The organism is Olsenella profusa DSM 13989 (genome assembly GCF_030811115.1).
In the GTDB taxonomy this organism is placed as follows: Bacteria; Actinomycetota; Coriobacteriia; order Coriobacteriales; family Atopobiaceae; genus Olsenella_F; species Olsenella_F profusa.
In genome coordinates this window covers 1,174,396-1,188,315 of record NZ_JAUSQK010000001.1, presented here as the reverse complement: position 1 = coordinate 1,188,315, position 13,920 = coordinate 1,174,396, and the positions used below count along the sequence as shown (strand labels likewise).

At 62.9% G+C, this 13,920-nt stretch carries 19 protein-coding genes and 1 pseudogene; 11 read left to right on the top strand and 9 right to left on the bottom strand.

Annotated features, from left to right (window positions below):
* Nucleotides 1-47 precede the first annotated feature (47 nt).
* The gene (locus J2S71_RS05470) at nt 48-1,136 is read left to right on the top strand and encodes a collagen-like domain-containing protein (RefSeq protein ID WP_307389426.1); all 1,089 of its coding nucleotides are present in this window, start codon (nt 48-50) and stop codon (nt 1,134-1,136) included.
* A 2-nt stretch (nt 1,137-1,138) separates the two neighbouring features.
* Nucleotides 1,139-2,515, top strand: a complete 1,377-nt coding sequence (locus tag J2S71_RS05465; RefSeq protein ID WP_307389423.1) for a leucine-rich repeat protein — start codon at nt 1,139-1,141, stop codon at nt 2,513-2,515.
* 23 nt (nt 2,516-2,538) lie between these two features.
* Here the strand turns inward: J2S71_RS05465 and J2S71_RS05460 are convergent, their stop codons facing one another.
* Nucleotides 2,539-3,693 carry an EcsC family protein gene (locus J2S71_RS05460; protein WP_307389420.1) on the bottom strand — a complete coding sequence of 385 codons (1,155 nt, stop codon included), beginning with the start codon at nt 3,691-3,693 and terminating at the stop codon, nt 2,539-2,541.
* A 155-nt stretch (nt 3,694-3,848) separates the two neighbouring features.
* Here J2S71_RS05460 and J2S71_RS05455 point away from each other — a divergent pair, with 155 nt between their 5' ends.
* Genes J2S71_RS05455 through J2S71_RS05440 form a run of 4 tightly spaced genes read left to right on the top strand, consistent with a single transcriptional unit; the run spans nt 3,849 to nt 6,105 of the window.
* Nucleotides 3,849-4,067, top strand: a complete 219-nt coding sequence (locus tag J2S71_RS05455) for a hypothetical protein (protein ID WP_307389417.1) — start codon at nt 3,849-3,851, stop codon at nt 4,065-4,067.
* A 1-nt stretch (nt 4,068) separates the two neighbouring features.
* Nucleotides 4,069-4,311, top strand: coding sequence for a hypothetical protein (locus J2S71_RS05450; protein WP_307389414.1), 243 nt, complete (start codon nt 4,069-4,071; stop codon nt 4,309-4,311).
* Nucleotides 4,301-5,947: a GH25 family lysozyme gene (locus tag J2S71_RS05445; RefSeq protein ID WP_307389411.1), complete on the top strand. Its 1,647-nt coding sequence runs from the start codon at nt 4,301-4,303 to the stop codon at nt 5,945-5,947. Before J2S71_RS05450 ends, J2S71_RS05445 begins: the two co-directional genes overlap by 11 nt.
* Nucleotides 5,944-6,105, top strand: a complete 162-nt coding sequence (locus tag J2S71_RS05440; protein WP_307389407.1) for a hypothetical protein — start codon at nt 5,944-5,946, stop codon at nt 6,103-6,105. Before J2S71_RS05445 ends, J2S71_RS05440 begins: the two co-directional genes overlap by 4 nt.
* Nucleotides 6,106-6,165: 60 nt before the next feature.
* Here the strand turns inward: J2S71_RS05440 and J2S71_RS05435 are convergent, their stop codons facing one another.
* Entirely contained in the window at nt 6,166-6,477 is a 312-nt protein-coding gene (locus J2S71_RS05435) for a hypothetical protein (RefSeq protein WP_307389404.1), read from the bottom strand.
* Between the two features lie 954 nt (nt 6,478-7,431).
* On the opposite strand from J2S71_RS05435, the gene J2S71_RS05430 reads away from it, so the two are divergent.
* Entirely contained in the window at nt 7,432-7,695 is a 264-nt protein-coding gene (locus J2S71_RS05430) for a type II toxin-antitoxin system prevent-host-death family antitoxin (RefSeq protein WP_040650610.1), read from the top strand.
* Nucleotides 7,696-7,722: 27 nt separating this feature from the next.
* Complete coding sequence (locus J2S71_RS05425; RefSeq protein WP_198009520.1) at nt 7,723-7,986, top strand: type II toxin-antitoxin system RelE/ParE family toxin; 264 nt, start codon at nt 7,723-7,725, stop codon at nt 7,984-7,986.
* 382 nt (nt 7,987-8,368) lie between these two features.
* Here the strand turns inward: J2S71_RS05425 and J2S71_RS05420 are convergent, their stop codons facing one another.
* The 7 genes and pseudogenes from J2S71_RS05420 to J2S71_RS05390 all read right to left on the bottom strand — a co-directional run bounded on the left by J2S71_RS05420 (nt 8,369) and on the right by J2S71_RS05390 (nt 11,745).
* Nucleotides 8,369-8,893: a hypothetical protein gene (locus J2S71_RS05420; protein ID WP_198009519.1), complete on the bottom strand. Its 525-nt coding sequence runs from the start codon at nt 8,891-8,893 to the stop codon at nt 8,369-8,371.
* A gap of 633 nt (nt 8,894-9,526) precedes the next feature.
* Nucleotides 9,527-9,682, bottom strand: a complete 156-nt coding sequence (locus J2S71_RS05415; protein ID WP_156900947.1) for a nucleotidyl transferase AbiEii/AbiGii toxin family protein — start codon at nt 9,680-9,682, stop codon at nt 9,527-9,529.
* 117 nt (nt 9,683-9,799) lie between these two features.
* Nucleotides 9,800-10,261 (bottom strand): annotated as a pseudogene (locus J2S71_RS05410) (GNAT family N-acetyltransferase); the annotation flags it as partial.
* A gap of 15 nt (nt 10,262-10,276) precedes the next feature.
* The gene (locus J2S71_RS05405) at nt 10,277-10,408 is read right to left on the bottom strand and encodes a hypothetical protein (protein WP_021724852.1); all 132 of its coding nucleotides are present in this window, start codon (nt 10,406-10,408) and stop codon (nt 10,277-10,279) included.
* A gap of 24 nt (nt 10,409-10,432) precedes the next feature.
* Nucleotides 10,433-10,981 carry a GrpB family protein gene (locus J2S71_RS05400; RefSeq protein WP_021724841.1) on the bottom strand — a complete coding sequence of 183 codons (549 nt, stop codon included), beginning with the start codon at nt 10,979-10,981 and terminating at the stop codon, nt 10,433-10,435.
* Between the two features lie 151 nt (nt 10,982-11,132).
* The gene (locus tag J2S71_RS05395; RefSeq protein WP_040650607.1) at nt 11,133-11,477 is read right to left on the bottom strand and encodes a type II toxin-antitoxin system PemK/MazF family toxin; all 345 of its coding nucleotides are present in this window, start codon (nt 11,475-11,477) and stop codon (nt 11,133-11,135) included.
* Entirely contained in the window at nt 11,467-11,745 is a 279-nt protein-coding gene (locus J2S71_RS05390; RefSeq protein WP_307389392.1) for a type II toxin-antitoxin system RelB/DinJ family antitoxin, read from the bottom strand. The genes J2S71_RS05395 and J2S71_RS05390 overlap by 11 nt, the downstream gene beginning before the upstream one ends.
* Nucleotides 11,746-12,097: 352 nt before the next feature.
* Here J2S71_RS05390 and J2S71_RS05385 point away from each other — a divergent pair, with 352 nt between their 5' ends.
* The 3 genes from J2S71_RS05385 to J2S71_RS05375 are packed head-to-tail and all read left to right on the top strand — an operon-like array spanning nt 12,098 to nt 13,913.
* A complete protein-coding gene (locus J2S71_RS05385; protein ID WP_307389388.1) occupies nt 12,098-12,820 on the top strand; it encodes an ABC transporter ATP-binding protein in 723 nt (240 codons plus the stop codon).
* Entirely contained in the window at nt 12,813-13,466 is a 654-nt protein-coding gene (locus J2S71_RS05380; protein ID WP_307389385.1) for an ABC-2 transporter permease, read from the top strand. The genes J2S71_RS05385 and J2S71_RS05380 overlap by 8 nt, the downstream gene beginning before the upstream one ends.
* Before the next feature lie 9 nt (nt 13,467-13,475).
* Nucleotides 13,476-13,913, top strand: a complete 438-nt coding sequence (locus tag J2S71_RS05375) for a helix-turn-helix domain-containing protein (protein ID WP_307389383.1) — start codon at nt 13,476-13,478, stop codon at nt 13,911-13,913.
* Nucleotides 13,914-13,920: the final 7 nt, after the last annotated feature.

Genomic DNA, 13,920 nt, shown 5'->3' with positions numbered 1-13,920 from the left:
ACGCGGGCGGATGCTCTTCTCGGCAACTCATACGCGAGGAGGGCGGCATGCTCGACGGTTACGGACTTCACACGATGATATGGGACTCGGCGGACGAGCGGCTGGGAGACTTCCTGGTGGCCTCTCCGGCCGACGCCTCGGGGCGCGGGCTGGAGCTGCACGTGCGGCAGGGCGGCGCGGCGGCCGACCTCACCGGCGCCGAGGTCTACTTCCTCTGGCGGCACAAGATGGCCGGCAGGCGCGGGTGCGAGCCCATGGAGGAGATCGACGAGTCGCTGGGCCAGTACGTCGTGTACTACCCGGCTGCTATGCAGGAGTCCGAGGGTGCGGTGGACGCCCAGTTCATGGTGAGCTGGGACGACAAGTCCATCTCGACTCGCGCGTTCACGATCCGCGTGGAGCCCGTCATCGTCGGCGGCACCGAGAGCGAGGACGGCTTCGCCCTGTTCGTGGAGACGATCAAGCGCTACGAGGGCGCGATCGAGATCACCACGGCTGCTGCCGACGCCGCCAACGAGGCGGCCGAGGCGGCTGGCGACGCGGCAGACAGCGCGAGCGCGGTGGCCGCGGCGATTCAGCAGGCGGCGGCCCGGGGCGACTACGACGGCACGGATGGCTACAGCCCAACGGCAACCGTCACACAGACCGAGGGCGGCTGCGCCATCACGATAACCGACAGGAACGGCACGACCACGGCCGACGTGGCCAAGGGCGTTAAGGGCGACAAGGGAGACACCGGCGAGGCCGGCCCCCAGGGCCCGAAGGGCGACACTGGCAACGCCGGCGCGACGGGACCTCAAGGTCCCAAGGGTGACACAGGCGACACCGGGCCGCAGGGCGCCACCGGTCCTGCAGGCGCCGACGGAACGCCCTGCACGCACAGCTGGAACGGCTCTGTGCTGACCGTCACGAGCGCGGCGGGCACGAGCTCGGCCGACCTTCGCGGTCCGCAGGGCATCCAGGGTGTCCAGGGCGAGACCGGTCCCCAAGGAGAGACGGGACCGCAAGGCGCGACCGGACCTCAGGGACCGCAGGGGCCGGCGGGAACGACGCCCGACCTCTCGGCCTACGCCACCAAGCAGTACGTGGACGATGCGATCGCCGCACTGGCGAACCTCGAGGAAGAGGAGTTCTAGGCATGGCTGTTGGAACCGTCTCGACATCGATCCTCACCGACATAGCCAACGCGATCCGTTACCAGGCGGGCGTGGCGACGCTGTACAAGCCCCGTGAGATGGCCGCTGCGGTGGCCGCGCTCGACGGCACGGACGCCGGAAACTACCAGGCGCAGCCGTACATGACCCTTGAGTCCGGCGTGCTGCCGGAGTCTGTCTTCTCGGACATCGCTGCCGCCATACGCGGCCAGAACGGCGAGAGTACGCTCTACGCGCCGGGAGACATGGCGGCCGCGATACTCGCACTCGAATGGGACGTGGGCTACAAGATCCGGGCGCTCTTGCTCGACGACAGTACGCTGGAGATCAACTACTACGAGCGGCGCACGAGCGTAACCGGCGGGCGCATCGTGCAGGTATTCGAGATCGACCCGGCGGGCTACTCGTCTGCGAGCGCACGCTCCTACGACTCCATCAAGCTGCTGGTGAAGAAGGTCTACATCGACTCGACCATCGGTCCCCTCGGGCTCACCAACTGCGCGTACTGGTTCAACTCGTTCTCGGAATGCACCGAGGTGCGCGGGTTCGAGCACCTCTCCGGCGTGAAGACCACCACGCAGATGTTCACGAGCTGCGACAAGTTGGAGACCATCTACGCCACGAGCTTCACGAACGCCATCACGAGTTCGGGTTCCATGTTCTACGGCTGCAGCAGGCTGGTGGGCGGCACCGATGGCTACGTGCCGACGAGCACGAGCGCGGGCAGCGTGTGCAAGCTCGGGACCGGCGGCGTGCTCACGGACCCCAACTCGGACAGCCGCACCTGGTTCTACGGGCACTTCTACGCCGACGGCCAGGCGGTGCTCACGGCCACCGCGACGCCGGACGCAACGCGCGAGCTCCTGGCGACCGGGCGAATCTGCGCCATCGGCAAGTACACGGGCATGGGTTTCACGCCCTGGGACAGCTCGAACCGCCCGCAGCTCACGAGCGTGCACTTCGCGGCGGACATGGGCACCTTCGCGGAGCTGAGCCTGATCTACCTGTTCTACAGCTGCACCAACCTCGCCGCCGTCACCGGCATGGGGAACCTGGGCAACGTGCGTTCGATACGCTACACGTTCAGCTCCTGCGCCTTCACGACGCTCGACCTGCGCGGCTTCGACCCGTCGCACCTGACCGACCTTTTCTACTGCTTCTCGGGATGCGGCAGCCTCACGACGATCCTCGCGGACTCGACCTGGGCGCTGCCCACGAGCGGCATCTCCGGCATGCAGTGCTTCTACAACTGCAAGAAGCTGGTCGGCGGCAACGGCACGGCTTGGTCGAGCTCGAACACGAACTATACGTACATGAGGATCGACAAGGCTGGGCAGGCTGGCTATTTGACGGCAGCGTAATTCCTATTCAAGGGTGAGGCGAGCTATTCAGCCGCCTCACCATCAGGCTTGTCCACTTCTGCCGAGTCCTCCGTCGCATCTACGGCCTCGACATCGATGGGCTCTTCTTCGAGCACTTCGATCTCCAACTCAGCTTGAGGGTCGGACACGATGCCAAAGAGGCGGTGCACGCGATCTTTCTTCTCGATGAGGAAGCGCTTGTGGTAGAAGATGTCAGCATACTGGAGCACGGTGTTCATCTGAACGGTATCGATAAGAGCGCCTATGCCAGCAGAAACAACTGGGACGGCACGCTGGATTGCCTTGAGCGTTAGTCTCCTACCAATCTGCTCGAAGATCTCCCTGAATACGCTGTTCTCCAAGCCCTTCTTACCCGCGTTCTCAAGCGCCTTTCTCGCCGCAGCGTTCGCAAGCGCGCGCATCTGAGCGAGGATGAGGGCCGGACCGCCACGCTCGATCATCGCGGTCCACGTCTTCTTCGCTGTCTGCTTTACGCCTTCTGCGGCGCTGATCGCCATGAACTTGGCGACGTTATTGGATACGCCATTCCCACCCTTGCTCGCAGGGCTGAGCGCATTCGCGAACACTTCGGAGGCTATGACAAGTTCTGCCGGGTCGTTCTTGACGTCGTATCCATATGACATGGCAATCGACTGGACGGCCCGATAGTAGATGAACGTGCTCAAGACGAGATTGAAGGGTATGCCTGCAAAGCCCGCGACGCCGGTGCCGCCTCCCTCTGCGAGCGCTGCGAGGATATGCTGGGTGTTCTTCTTGTTGGCAGCCTTCGAGACGTCATAGGCGCGGATTCTGCAGACCTCCTCGATGCTCTCGATGTCCGCGGCTTTTGAGACTGCGTTGACGTTCTTGATTATGCTCGCCTCGTTCACCGTGACACGGGCCGCCTGTTCTTCAAGCACCTTGAAGCCGCTGCCTATGAGCTTGAGCGCCTGCTCGTAGATCTCCTGTTCCGAGATATTGTTGCCGATATTCGCAACCGCATCCTTAACGCTTGCCGGAACTATGGCACCGGCCTTCTTCGCCGCCCGCCTTATTGGCCCTGGGCTGGTCAGCTTCTCATATCGCTCGATCAGCGCATCAAGCTCTTCGCACTCGCGCTCGTCGAGTATTGGCTTAGGCATGACGGGCTGTCGCTTCTCTTGTGTTTGCTCGTTCATATGAATACCTCCACGCGGAATTATACGACCCAATTGCTGGCTCTCTTGGCCGCATACGCGCACATCAGGCATATGCCATCGAATGGATGGGTTTGTGACGCCATAAGACACTGCCTCCCGAGGACGGACAACGAGACCTTGGGAGGCAGTTCTTTATGGAGTCAATCATCGTCGCTTGCATCACGGGGGTGGTGACCCTCGTCGGGGTGATCCTCTCCAACTCGAAGAGCAGGGCCGTCATGGAGGTCAAGCTGGACGCCCTCACGGCAAAGGTCGAGAAGCACAACCAGGTCCTGGAGCGCACCTATCAGCTCGAGCAGGACATGGCCGTGGCGAAGCACGACATCGATGAGATCAAGGGGAAGGTGGCATGAGATGAGCGAGTTCCTGGCAAGCAACGACTGGCAGTGGAGGCTCCTGCGCACGATCGTGCAGGGCGTGTTGGGCGTGGTGATCGCGAACTTGGACCTGATCATGGGCTGGTGCGTGATGGACCCGAGCGTGCGCGCTTTAGTTGTGGCGCTGGTGATGGCGGTGCTGAGCCCCATCATGGCCGCGCTCGGCGGAGGCGACGGCGACAAGCAGGAGATCCCGAGGGGTGAGGTCCGTGGGGCTTAACGGCATCGACATCTCCGGCTGGCAGGAGGACCTGGTCGTATCGGCCATGGACACCTGCGACTTCGTCATCGTGAAGGCGACCGGCGGCGCCGGCTACGCCAACGAGTGCTTCCGCCGGCACGCCGACGACACGCTCTCCTGCGGCAAGCTGCTCGGCTGCTACCACTACGCGCGCGACCGGGGCCACGAAGGCTCGGCAGAGGCGGAGGCGGACCACTTCATCAACGCGTTCAGGCCCTACGTCGGCAAGGCGATCCCGTTCCTGGACTGGGAGGCGGACGCGCTGAACCTTGGCGTGGCCTGGGCGAAGAAGTGGCTCGACCGCGTTAGAGACAAGACCGGCGTGACGCCCGGCATCTACACGAGCAAGAGCGTGTGCCTCGCGTACGACTGGGCGGCCGTGGCCAAGGCGTACCCGCTGTGGGTGGCGCAGTACCCCAACTACGAAGAGACCGGCTTCCTCTCCGAGCCGTGGACCGACGGCTGGGACTTCGGGGCGTGGTCTTCTCCGCTGGTCTTCCAGTACACGGGCACCGGGCGCATACCCGGCTACGGCGGGCACCTGGACCTCGACCTCTTCTACGGCACCAGGGACGACTGGCGGAGGCTCTGCGCGGTAGCCGGCGCCTCCGCTGGCACCGGGGAGGTGAAGGAAGTGGCTATCAGCAGGGCGAACGTGGCGGCTCAGATCATGGAGCACCTCTGCAACTGTGCCGAGCATGGGTACTCGCAGCCCGGACGGCACGGTACCTCGGGGCACTGCAACGTGAGCACCGATGCGGGCGTCGTCAAGGTCACCAAGGGCGACCGCGACTGCTCCTCTGCCGTGTGTGAGGCGTGGGAGCTGGCGCTGGCCGGCACGGCATACGACGGGCTCATCACGCGCTACAACTGGATCGGCGGCATGCGCGAGATGTTCGTGGGCTCGGGCCTCTTCTCCTGGAAGTCGATGTCGCTCGACGCCAAGCGCGGCGACATCTACCTGGATGAGTCCACTCACACGGCCATGTGCATCCGCAACGACGGCACGGTCGACTTGCTTGGTGAATTCTCGATCTCGGAGACCGGCGGCATCGACGGCGAGCCCGGCGACCAGACCGGGCGCGAGAGCTGGATCCACGACTACTACAGCGGGCACTGGGACGGCGTGCTCCACTACAACGGCAAGGCCGACGTGGGCGGGGCCTCGGTCGTATGCAGCTTTGGTGCGCCCTCCGGCGACGTGTCGGAGCTTGCGGCGAGGGTCATCGCCGGAGAGTTCGGAAATGGCGATGCTCGCGTGGCGGCGCTTGGCTCCCGCTACGACGTGGTCCAGGCGGAGGTCAACCGGATCCTGTCTGGCGGCTCGTCCTCTGGCTCCTACGACGTGGACGCGCTCGCTCGGCGCGTCATCGCCGGCGAGTTCGGGAACGGCGACGAGCGCAAACGGTGCCTGGGGTCCAAGTACTCGGCCGTGCAGGATCGCGTGAACGAGATCCTGGGGACTTCTGGCACGAGCTCGACCTCCATGGACGTCGACGCCATGGCGCGGGCGGTGATCCGTGGCGACTACGGCAACGGCGATGAGAGGAAGCGCCGCCTTGGTTCGTACTACTCAGTTGTGCAGCGGCGCGTGAACGAGGTGCTGTTGTCATGAGGAAGTGGCTGAGGCGTGCGCGGTGGCTGCTTGAGCAGATCGACGCGCTTCTGGGGATCCTGCTTTGCCTGCCGCTGCTTGTGTTCCTGCTGCCGCTGGTGCTCCTGCTTCGGGCATACGACAACGTCCGAGGGCTCTACGGGAGCGATGGCGAATAGGGCGGAAGGCCGCCTATCGCTTGATAGACGGCCTTCCGCCTTGCTGTGTGGGTTCTCGGGCTAGCTGAGCGGTTCGAGCTCGCGGTAGAGCGGGTCCCCATCGCCCACGAGCACGTCCCACCACCACTGGGGCGACTCGACGCCGGAGGCGCAGAGCATGTCCAGGAGCTTGGCACGGGCGTCCGGGGGCAGTTGCTCGAAGTCTTCGCGCATGGCGTCGAGCACCGCCTTGCTCGTGGCCATCATGTCGTTGCAGATCTCCTTCTTCTCCTCCAGGCTGTAGCTCTCCGGCGAGTACAGGCAGAGATCCGCTCGGAAGTAGGCCATGTCCTCGGCTTGGGTGAGTTCGGTCATCTTCGCTTCGTTGATCATTGCAGGTCCCCTTCATAAATACTTGTACGAATCTCAGCGCTCCCACGGAATTTTCCATGGAAGAATTCATGGAAGAAATATCCTCAAAGGAGCGTTGTTTTGTGGGATGAAGTGGTGCGCCGAAATTCTCAATACAACACTTCTGACCTGCGAAAACGTTGTATTTAGAGGTAGACCGTGAAAGAGTGTTGCGAGCCGAAAATTACTCCCACTCAATAGACACAAAACAGGGAAGCGCGAACCCCACGAGCCGCCTGAACAGCGGCTTTGCTTATTTTCACGTCCGCGAAATCGTCCCAAAACCGGAACTCGCCTGGAACTCAGGACTGAGTTCCGCCTTGACACGCAATGGCGGAGAATGAGCGCAGATCAGTAAGGATTAAACGCCCGCCTTGCGGCAACGCTGGATCGTGGCACGCGGCGGGGCCCGCGGGGAATGACGGCCGAACGAGGCGTCTGCTCTCTGACGAGTCGCCTCGCCACAGTGGGAACAAGTAGGGCGAAAGGAGCTTTGCGATGGCTTCGTAATCCGACGCCCTGAAGCCGGAATCCGACGTCGCGAGAAGGGACCCCCGGCAAGGACGCTGCGGACGCAGGGATCTCAAGGGTCACAAAGGCTGAAGCACATTCGAGCAAGGCGGGTGCTCCGCGGGGCGGCGGGGTTGCGTACGGCGAATTCGGCTCGGGCGGGCAGAGCAGTTACACGGCCGCAAGTGCCGAAGAGGTCGAGTCCATGCCGTCCGACGCAGTCATAGTACCGCCGGATTTCAACACGGGCTGCCTGGCTGCATGTCTCGCCAGCGTGTGCCCGAGCGTCGTGGATTCCCCTCTCAGCCCTGAATGCTGGGGCGAGCTCGGGGCCCAAGGGCAACGGGGCGTCTTCGTTTTCGCATTGCGGCGAACGGAGCGACACTGTGATATTAACGTGTGAATGTGCAGCTTAGGAGGCTTGTGATGCCGAACATCAAGCCCATTTCTGATCTGAGGCCTTACAGCGCGGTGCTCGACGAGGTGGCACCGGGCTCTCCTGTGTTCCTGACGAAGAACGGGCGCGGGAGATTCGTCATCCAGGACGTGTCGGACTACGAGCGTTACGAGGCAGAGCGAACCCTGATAGCCCAGTTTGGCTATGACGTGCATTCTGTGGAGGAGCGCGAAACCCTCACTACCGATCAGGTTCGCGCGGCGTTCGACAAGCGATTCCCTCAGGCTGGCTAGGTGGACTTCGTCCGGTTGCCCGCTACCGTGGAAGGCCTCGCTTCAGCCGCGGATCATACCGAGTTCGAGCTTTCCAGCCCAACCGCCGCAAGACGCCTGGTGGAATCCGTCATAGAGAAGGCGCAGCTGTTCACCGGCGTTCCCGGTTCCGGCATGATGCTTCGCTCCGTCAACGGTCTAGACACGGGATACCGCTACATGGTCAGTGGCAACTGGATGGTGCTCTTCTCCTGCAAACAAGGACGTGCGCTGATAGTCAGAGTCCATTATGCCAAGAGCGACTCTATATGAAGGAGCTCTTCGGAGAACGCTAGGCTCCTCTTGGGCTCTGTGGCGGGACAGAGTTAGGGCGAAAAAGCATCCCAACCACTCTTAAATTTGACCTACGGAAACGTATTTCAATTGCACGCAACTGACTACATGAGCGAAAGCAGTGCCGGCGGGACGGGACGTCCCCTGACCCGAGAGTGACGGCTCCGAGTGAAGAGTGGCGGCACTGAGCTGCGAAGGCATGGCCACGTGCGCGAGGAGTGACTACATGCAGCTAGGCATCTCCATGGCCATGCCTTCGCAGCTTCCTGATGTTCTGCAGCTTCCACTGGGCTTCCGGACTGGCGATCGCCGCACGCGCCATCGCCTCGTCTTCGAGGAGCAGGCTTGGATCGAACGCTCCCTACGAGAGCCGCCCGAGATACTCTTCCTCGGCATCCGTCCGCGGCAAGACGTAGGCGGAAACGAACTCGTACGCGGTGCCGATCAGCCCATCGAGGGTAGGCACTTTCTCGTCCCTCCTGAGCATGGGCAGGAGCTGCTCCTCGAGCTCGCGTCCCCTGTCGACAAAGCGTCCGAGGCGATCCTCGAACCCATGCAGGAACGCCGCCGAAAGCGACGCATAGAAGAGAATCGCCTTGTGGGCGACGGCGCACTCGGCAGCGCCTCTTCCGTCGAGCACGCGCTTGAGATTCGCAACGTCGTAGAGGTCCCACACCTTCACACGGTCGAAGAAGGCCTTGACCTTGCCTCCGGTAAGGTCAGCATCAGCGAAGAGCGGAACACCCAACCCACCGATGCCCGAGACCGACCAGGGTAAGGCGGGAGCGGTGGGCGGCGCCACGACCGGCTGCGTCCGCGGCGCCGACTGCTGCGGAGGGCCGCGGACGAACGTCAGCGCAGGGGCGAGGGGAGAGCTTCGCGACATGGGCGCGGTGGACTCCCTCGCGGCTCTCGGGTCCCGGGACGATGCGGTGCGCATGGGCATGACCTGCGAGGGGAGGGTGCGGATGGCGGCCGGCGGGGCACGCCCGCCGGGGAGGGCCGCCGAAGTGGGATGAGGGCTCACCACGCGCGCGTCCCCGACCTCGGAGAAGCGCGCCGCGCGGCGTTGGCGAAGGGCGGCACCGACCGCAGGCTGGCGAACCTCCGGCTTCCCGTGATGGACGAGCGGCCCCTCGAGGAGCCAGACGAGGGCTTCCGCGCGTTCATCCCGGAGATCATGGAGCGACGGTCCAGGGGGGTCGACGATCTCCCGCACGCAGCTCCAGTAGGAGGGCTGGCACGCAAGACCGGGCAGCGGCGTTCGCGCCGACGCCATCATGGACCGGATCGCCCCCGCCCAGACAGGATATCGGCGTTGCTCAAGCCGAATAATGCCACTGCCTATGCGGGCAAACACTCACGCAGCAGCGTGCCAGCTCTATGCCGAATGCGTAAGGGTTCTTCTTCACATGTTTGCCCCAGAGCGCAAGCATCGTCTGGGCGGCCGCGACCTCATCGAGAACCGCCCGCCAACGTTCCATCCTCTCTGCGCGGCCTCGCTTAGTGCATGCAGCCTTTAGCGCCTCACGCAATGTCGGCACGCCGCAGGTGTCGCCCTTGGTCCGCCATAGAAGTGTACGTCGTAGAAGTCGCGCGGACGTGTGGTGGTCACGCCACGGGAGACGACGGTCTCGAGCTTCTCTGCGAGTACGGTTTCAAGCGGGTGGGACATCAGGTGAACGCTACTATCAAGCACATCAGATGTAGGGCGCCGTACGCGCCCACCGGAAACGAGCGCTCCGACAGGTATCTCTCGACCTCGCCGGAGGTCAGCTTACGTACTGCGCACCTACGACCGGGAGGCACTCCATTCGTCCCTCGTGATGCAGGTGACGTACTCTGTCCTGCGGAGACCGTCAATCTGGCAGGGGACGTTCTCCGCCGTGTGGTGGTAGCGGAAGCCGCACTTCTCCTGCACGCGTCTCGACTTATCGTTGCCGTCGAAGTATCCGCACCACATCCTCTCGAGCCCAAGATCCTCGAAGCCGTGGCGCATGATCTCGCGCGTGGCCTCAGGGATGAGCCCCTGCCCCCAGTGCGGGACGCCGATCCAGTAGCCAATCTCTCCCTCGGTGTCCGGGATGCCGATGTTGCTCGCCCCACCGACCATGAGCCCGATGCTGCCGACCGGGCGTCCCGCCTCCTTGAGGACCACGGCGTAGCTCTCCGGCACGGAGAGCACGTTACGTATGACCTCCCAGCTGTCCTCCACGCTCGTGTGGACGGGCCAGCCTGCGATGGGGCCCACGTCGGGATGGCTCGCGTACTAGTACAGATCCTCCGCGTCCCTCTCGTCCCATGGCCTGAGGAGGAGCCTCTCGGTCTCGAACGTCATGCCAGCCTCCCGCCGGATCGTCTGCTCGGGCGATTGTAGCACGCGGAGCTGGGGGCGAATCACAGATTCGCCTACGCGAAGCCGGGGTCAGGAGTAGCGCCCCTCGTAATCCTCCTTCGCCTCGTCGGTCCATTTTCTGACGAACTCCGTCTTCGCCTCGGTGTAGCCGTCGCGGTCGTACTCGAATCGCCTCCACAGGTCCAGCTTCAGCGCTTCGTACTCTCGGGCGATCTGCGGATGCTCCCTCAGATAATCCCTGAAGTACAGCTCGTCGTTGTCGCCGCTGCGCCGGAGGTGCACGTGGAAGACCTTCTCCGCAAACCCATCCTCGGTATAGCCGCAGTTGAAGGACATCTTGTCCCTACCTTCGGACATTCGTAGAAACCCACCGCCCTCGATGGCGTGTGCGACGGCTTCCAAATCCGCCTCGCCTGAGACTTCGACGAGAATGTCAACGATGTCCTTTGCCCATATCCTGGGAATCGCCGTGCTTCCCACGTGGCTGATCCTCTTTACGGGACACTCGGACAGAACATGCCGCAGCCGGGCCTCCATCTCGTCGTAGCGCGAGTCCCATTCGTCGTTATGCTCGACGAGAAATATGGGGAACAGCTCCCAGAGCTCCTCCAGCGTCATCTCGGACAGCTCTTTTCCTATATCCCGGCCTCTCTCCCTCCGTCGAGGGAAGTTGCACCATGCTTTCGAATACAACGTCGGGCTCCCCTCTTGTCTCTTGAAACGCCGCCTCCATCGGAGATCCACCGTCGCCACTGCCGCCGGCGATTATTCAGCTCTCAGCTATTTCGGAAAGGATCCTGGTTATCGCCTGGATGTCGGCACCGTCGAGGCGACCGATGCGCCCTGCAGTACTCAGGTAGTCGGCAGGAATCTGGGCGATCCTGTCCGCTCTGGCGATGGGGGGCTTCTCGAGCCCTGCAGCCTGCCATCCGCTGATGAAATGGTCGTGCTCCAAATGCAGCCTGTTCGTGGCGGACGTGACCATCATGACGATGGAGCCATCCTCCGCAACGCCCACGACGATCACTGGCCGGTACTTGTAACCCCTGCCCTCGGAGAAATCGACTCGGGCGTGCCATAGCTCCCAAGGCCGAGGAACTCCGCTACTCGTCATCGTCGTCCCACTCGGCTGGCAGGACGGCGATGCCGTCAGGATTCAGCTCAACATGGTATGCCTTGGCGGAAAGCGCCTCGTAGGACGGCTTCTCGACACGGAGATTGAACGGCAGGCCGCCCACCTCGATGGACTTGATGAGAAACATGTTTATGGCATCGGAAAGGCTCAGGCCCCAGCGTGAGTAGACGTTCGTGGCGTCTTCCTTCACCTGGTCGGTCGTCCTGGTCTTTATCTCCGCCTTGCGCGGTCTGGTCGCTGTCGCCATGATTTCCTCCTAAATAACTGTACCCATAATGTACCCAGAGTGGGTACTTCTATCAAGCGCTGCGCCTCTAAAAGTATTGTGCGAAACTCAAGGCCCTATGGGTCCAGATAAAAACCCTAATTGTCTTACCTTACTAAACCGACGATCGGTAAACGTCTTCCGCATACTCTTTCCGTTGACCAGAACGCCGCGACATCCAGTGGTGGCCGAAGCGCTGCACGGCTGTCTGGATGTGGGGGTGACGCAACCAAAGCTAACGGAAATTGCCGATATTCGCCAAGTGCGGTTGGTAGAAGCGGGTGCAACCGAACGCTACGGTGTTCATACAAATCAAATCTTTCTGAGGAGGAGCATGGACATCGTTACCGTCCGGGACCTGACCAAGACGTATCCCGGCTTCACACTCGACGCGGTCTCGTTCTCGCTTGCCGGGGGACGGATCGCCGGCTTCATCGGCCGCAACGGCGCGGGCAAGACGACGGCCATCAAGTCGATGCTGAACCTGGTCCATCCCGATCGCGGCGAAATCGACTACTTCGGACTGCCGCTCGCGGGCAACGAGGCGCGAATCAAGAAGCGCATAGGCTACTCCACGGGCACCGTCAGCTGGTACCCGCGCAAGAGGATCCGCGACATCAAGAATGTCATGAAGCTCTTCTACGATACCTGGGACGACGCGGCCTACGAGGGCTACCTGCGCATGTTCGCGGTCGACGAGGACAAGGCACCGCGCGAGCTCTCCGATGGCATGAAGGTGAAGTGCAACCTTCTGTTCGCCCTCTCCCACGGCGCGGAGGCCCTCATCCTGGACGAGCCGACCAGCGGGCTCGACCCGTTCTCCCGCGACGAGCTCCTGGGGCTCTTCGACCGGATCAGGCAGGCGGGCGTGGCCATCTTCTTCTCCACGCACATCATCTCCGACATCGAACGGTGCGCCGATGACATCGTGTACGTATCCAAGGGAAAGATCGTAGCTGCCTGTCCCAAGGAGGAGTTCGCGGAACGCTGCCAAGAGCGAGGCGAGACGCTCGAAGAGGCGTTCCTGCGTCTGGAGAGGGGTGAGCAGGATGCGTAACCTGCTGGTCAAGGAGATGAGGCTCTCCGCCTCGGTGCTCTCGTACGCCTTCATCGCGTTCGGCTTAATGTTCCTCCTCCCCGGGTACCCGATTCTGTGCGGCGTGTTCTTCTCGTGCCTCGGCATCTTCCAGAGCTTCCAGAATGCCCGTGAGGTAAACGACCTGGTGTTCTCAGCGCTCCTTCCCGTGTCCAAGCAGGACGTTGCTAAGGGCAAGGTCTGCTTCTCGTGCGTCATCGAGATGTGCACGCTGCTCGTAATGACGATTGCGATGGTGGTTCGTATGACGGTGCTCGCGGACACGCCGGTGTACCTGCAAAACGCGCTCATGAACGCGAACCCCTTCGCACTCGGCGTGGCGTTTGTGCTGTTTGGGCTGTTCAACCTCATCTTCGTCGCGGGCTTCTTCAGGACCTCGTATAAGCTCGGCAAGCCCTTCGTGGCCTTCATCGTCGTCGCGTTCGTGGCGATTGCGGCCGCCGAGGCCCTGCACCACGTCTCCGGGCTGGAGACACTGAACGCCTTTGGCTTCTCTCACCTGCCCCTGCAGCTCGGCTTGCTCGCGACGGGCGTGGCGTGCTATATCGCCCTTACCGGGATCGCGCTGAGAAGCGCCGCGACAAGCTTCGAGAGGACGGACCTGTAGGGGGCGGACATGCTCAAGGACAACCTGCTCATGCTGCGAAGCATCCACGGCTTCTCGCAGGAAGACGTCGCAGAGAGGGTCGGCATCTCCCGCCAGGCGTACGCCAAGTGGGAGAGCGGCGCCACCATCCCCGACGTCGAGAAGTGCGCGCGGCTCGCGCACGTGTACGACACCACGGTTGACGCCCTGCTGAGGACCGAGGAGATGGACGACGGACGCGTGCTGCTCCCCGCACCGAGGGGCAAGGACATATGGGGTATCGTCACCATGAACGAGCGCGGCCAGATCGTCATCCCGAAGGCTGCGCGAGACAGCTTCGGCCTCTGCGCGGGTCAGAGGCTCGTCCTGCTGAGCAAGGACGACGAGGGGTTCGCCCTGATCCCGGCCGAGATCTTCGAGCGGAGGATCGAGCTTGTGAACCGGGCTTTGTTCCCTGATGGCGAGTGACGCGCGC

Bases quoted from the DNA above. Each gene is read 5' to 3' on its own strand.
- J2S71_RS05470 (WP_307389426.1), top strand. From the start codon at position 48: ATGCTCGACGGTTACGGACTTCACACGATGATATGGGACTCGGCGGAC.
- J2S71_RS05465 (WP_307389423.1), top strand. From the start codon at position 1,139: ATGGCTGTTGGAACCGTCTCGACATCGATCCTCACCGACATAGCCAAC.
- J2S71_RS05460 (WP_307389420.1), bottom strand. From the start codon at position 3,693: ATGAACGAGCAAACACAAGAGAAGCGACAGCCCGTCATGCCTAAGCCA.
- J2S71_RS05455 (WP_307389417.1), top strand. From the start codon at position 3,849: ATGGAGTCAATCATCGTCGCTTGCATCACGGGGGTGGTGACCCTCGTC.
- J2S71_RS05450 (WP_307389414.1), top strand. From the start codon at position 4,069: ATGAGCGAGTTCCTGGCAAGCAACGACTGGCAGTGGAGGCTCCTGCGC.
- J2S71_RS05440 (WP_307389407.1), top strand. From the start codon at position 5,944: ATGAGGAAGTGGCTGAGGCGTGCGCGGTGGCTGCTTGAGCAGATCGAC.
- J2S71_RS05435 (WP_307389404.1), bottom strand. From the start codon at position 6,477: ATGATCAACGAAGCGAAGATGACCGAACTCACCCAAGCCGAGGACATG.
- J2S71_RS05430 (WP_040650610.1), top strand. From the start codon at position 7,432: ATGCCGAACATCAAGCCCATTTCTGATCTGAGGCCTTACAGCGCGGTG.
- J2S71_RS05420 (WP_198009519.1), bottom strand. From the start codon at position 8,893: ATGTCGCGAAGCTCTCCCCTCGCCCCTGCGCTGACGTTCGTCCGCGGC.
- J2S71_RS05415 (WP_156900947.1), bottom strand. From the start codon at position 9,682: ATGTCCCACCCGCTTGAAACCGTACTCGCAGAGAAGCTCGAGACCGTC.
- J2S71_RS05400 (WP_021724841.1), bottom strand. From the start codon at position 10,981: ATGACGCTGGAGGAGCTCTGGGAGCTGTTCCCCATATTTCTCGTCGAG.
- J2S71_RS05395 (WP_040650607.1), bottom strand. From the start codon at position 11,477: ATGACGAGTAGCGGAGTTCCTCGGCCTTGGGAGCTATGGCACGCCCGA.
- J2S71_RS05390 (WP_307389392.1), bottom strand. From the start codon at position 11,745: ATGGCGACAGCGACCAGACCGCGCAAGGCGGAGATAAAGACCAGGACG.
- J2S71_RS05385 (WP_307389388.1), top strand. From the start codon at position 12,098: ATGGACATCGTTACCGTCCGGGACCTGACCAAGACGTATCCCGGCTTC.
- J2S71_RS05380 (WP_307389385.1), top strand. From the start codon at position 12,813: ATGCGTAACCTGCTGGTCAAGGAGATGAGGCTCTCCGCCTCGGTGCTC.
- J2S71_RS05375 (WP_307389383.1), top strand. From the start codon at position 13,476: ATGCTCAAGGACAACCTGCTCATGCTGCGAAGCATCCACGGCTTCTCG.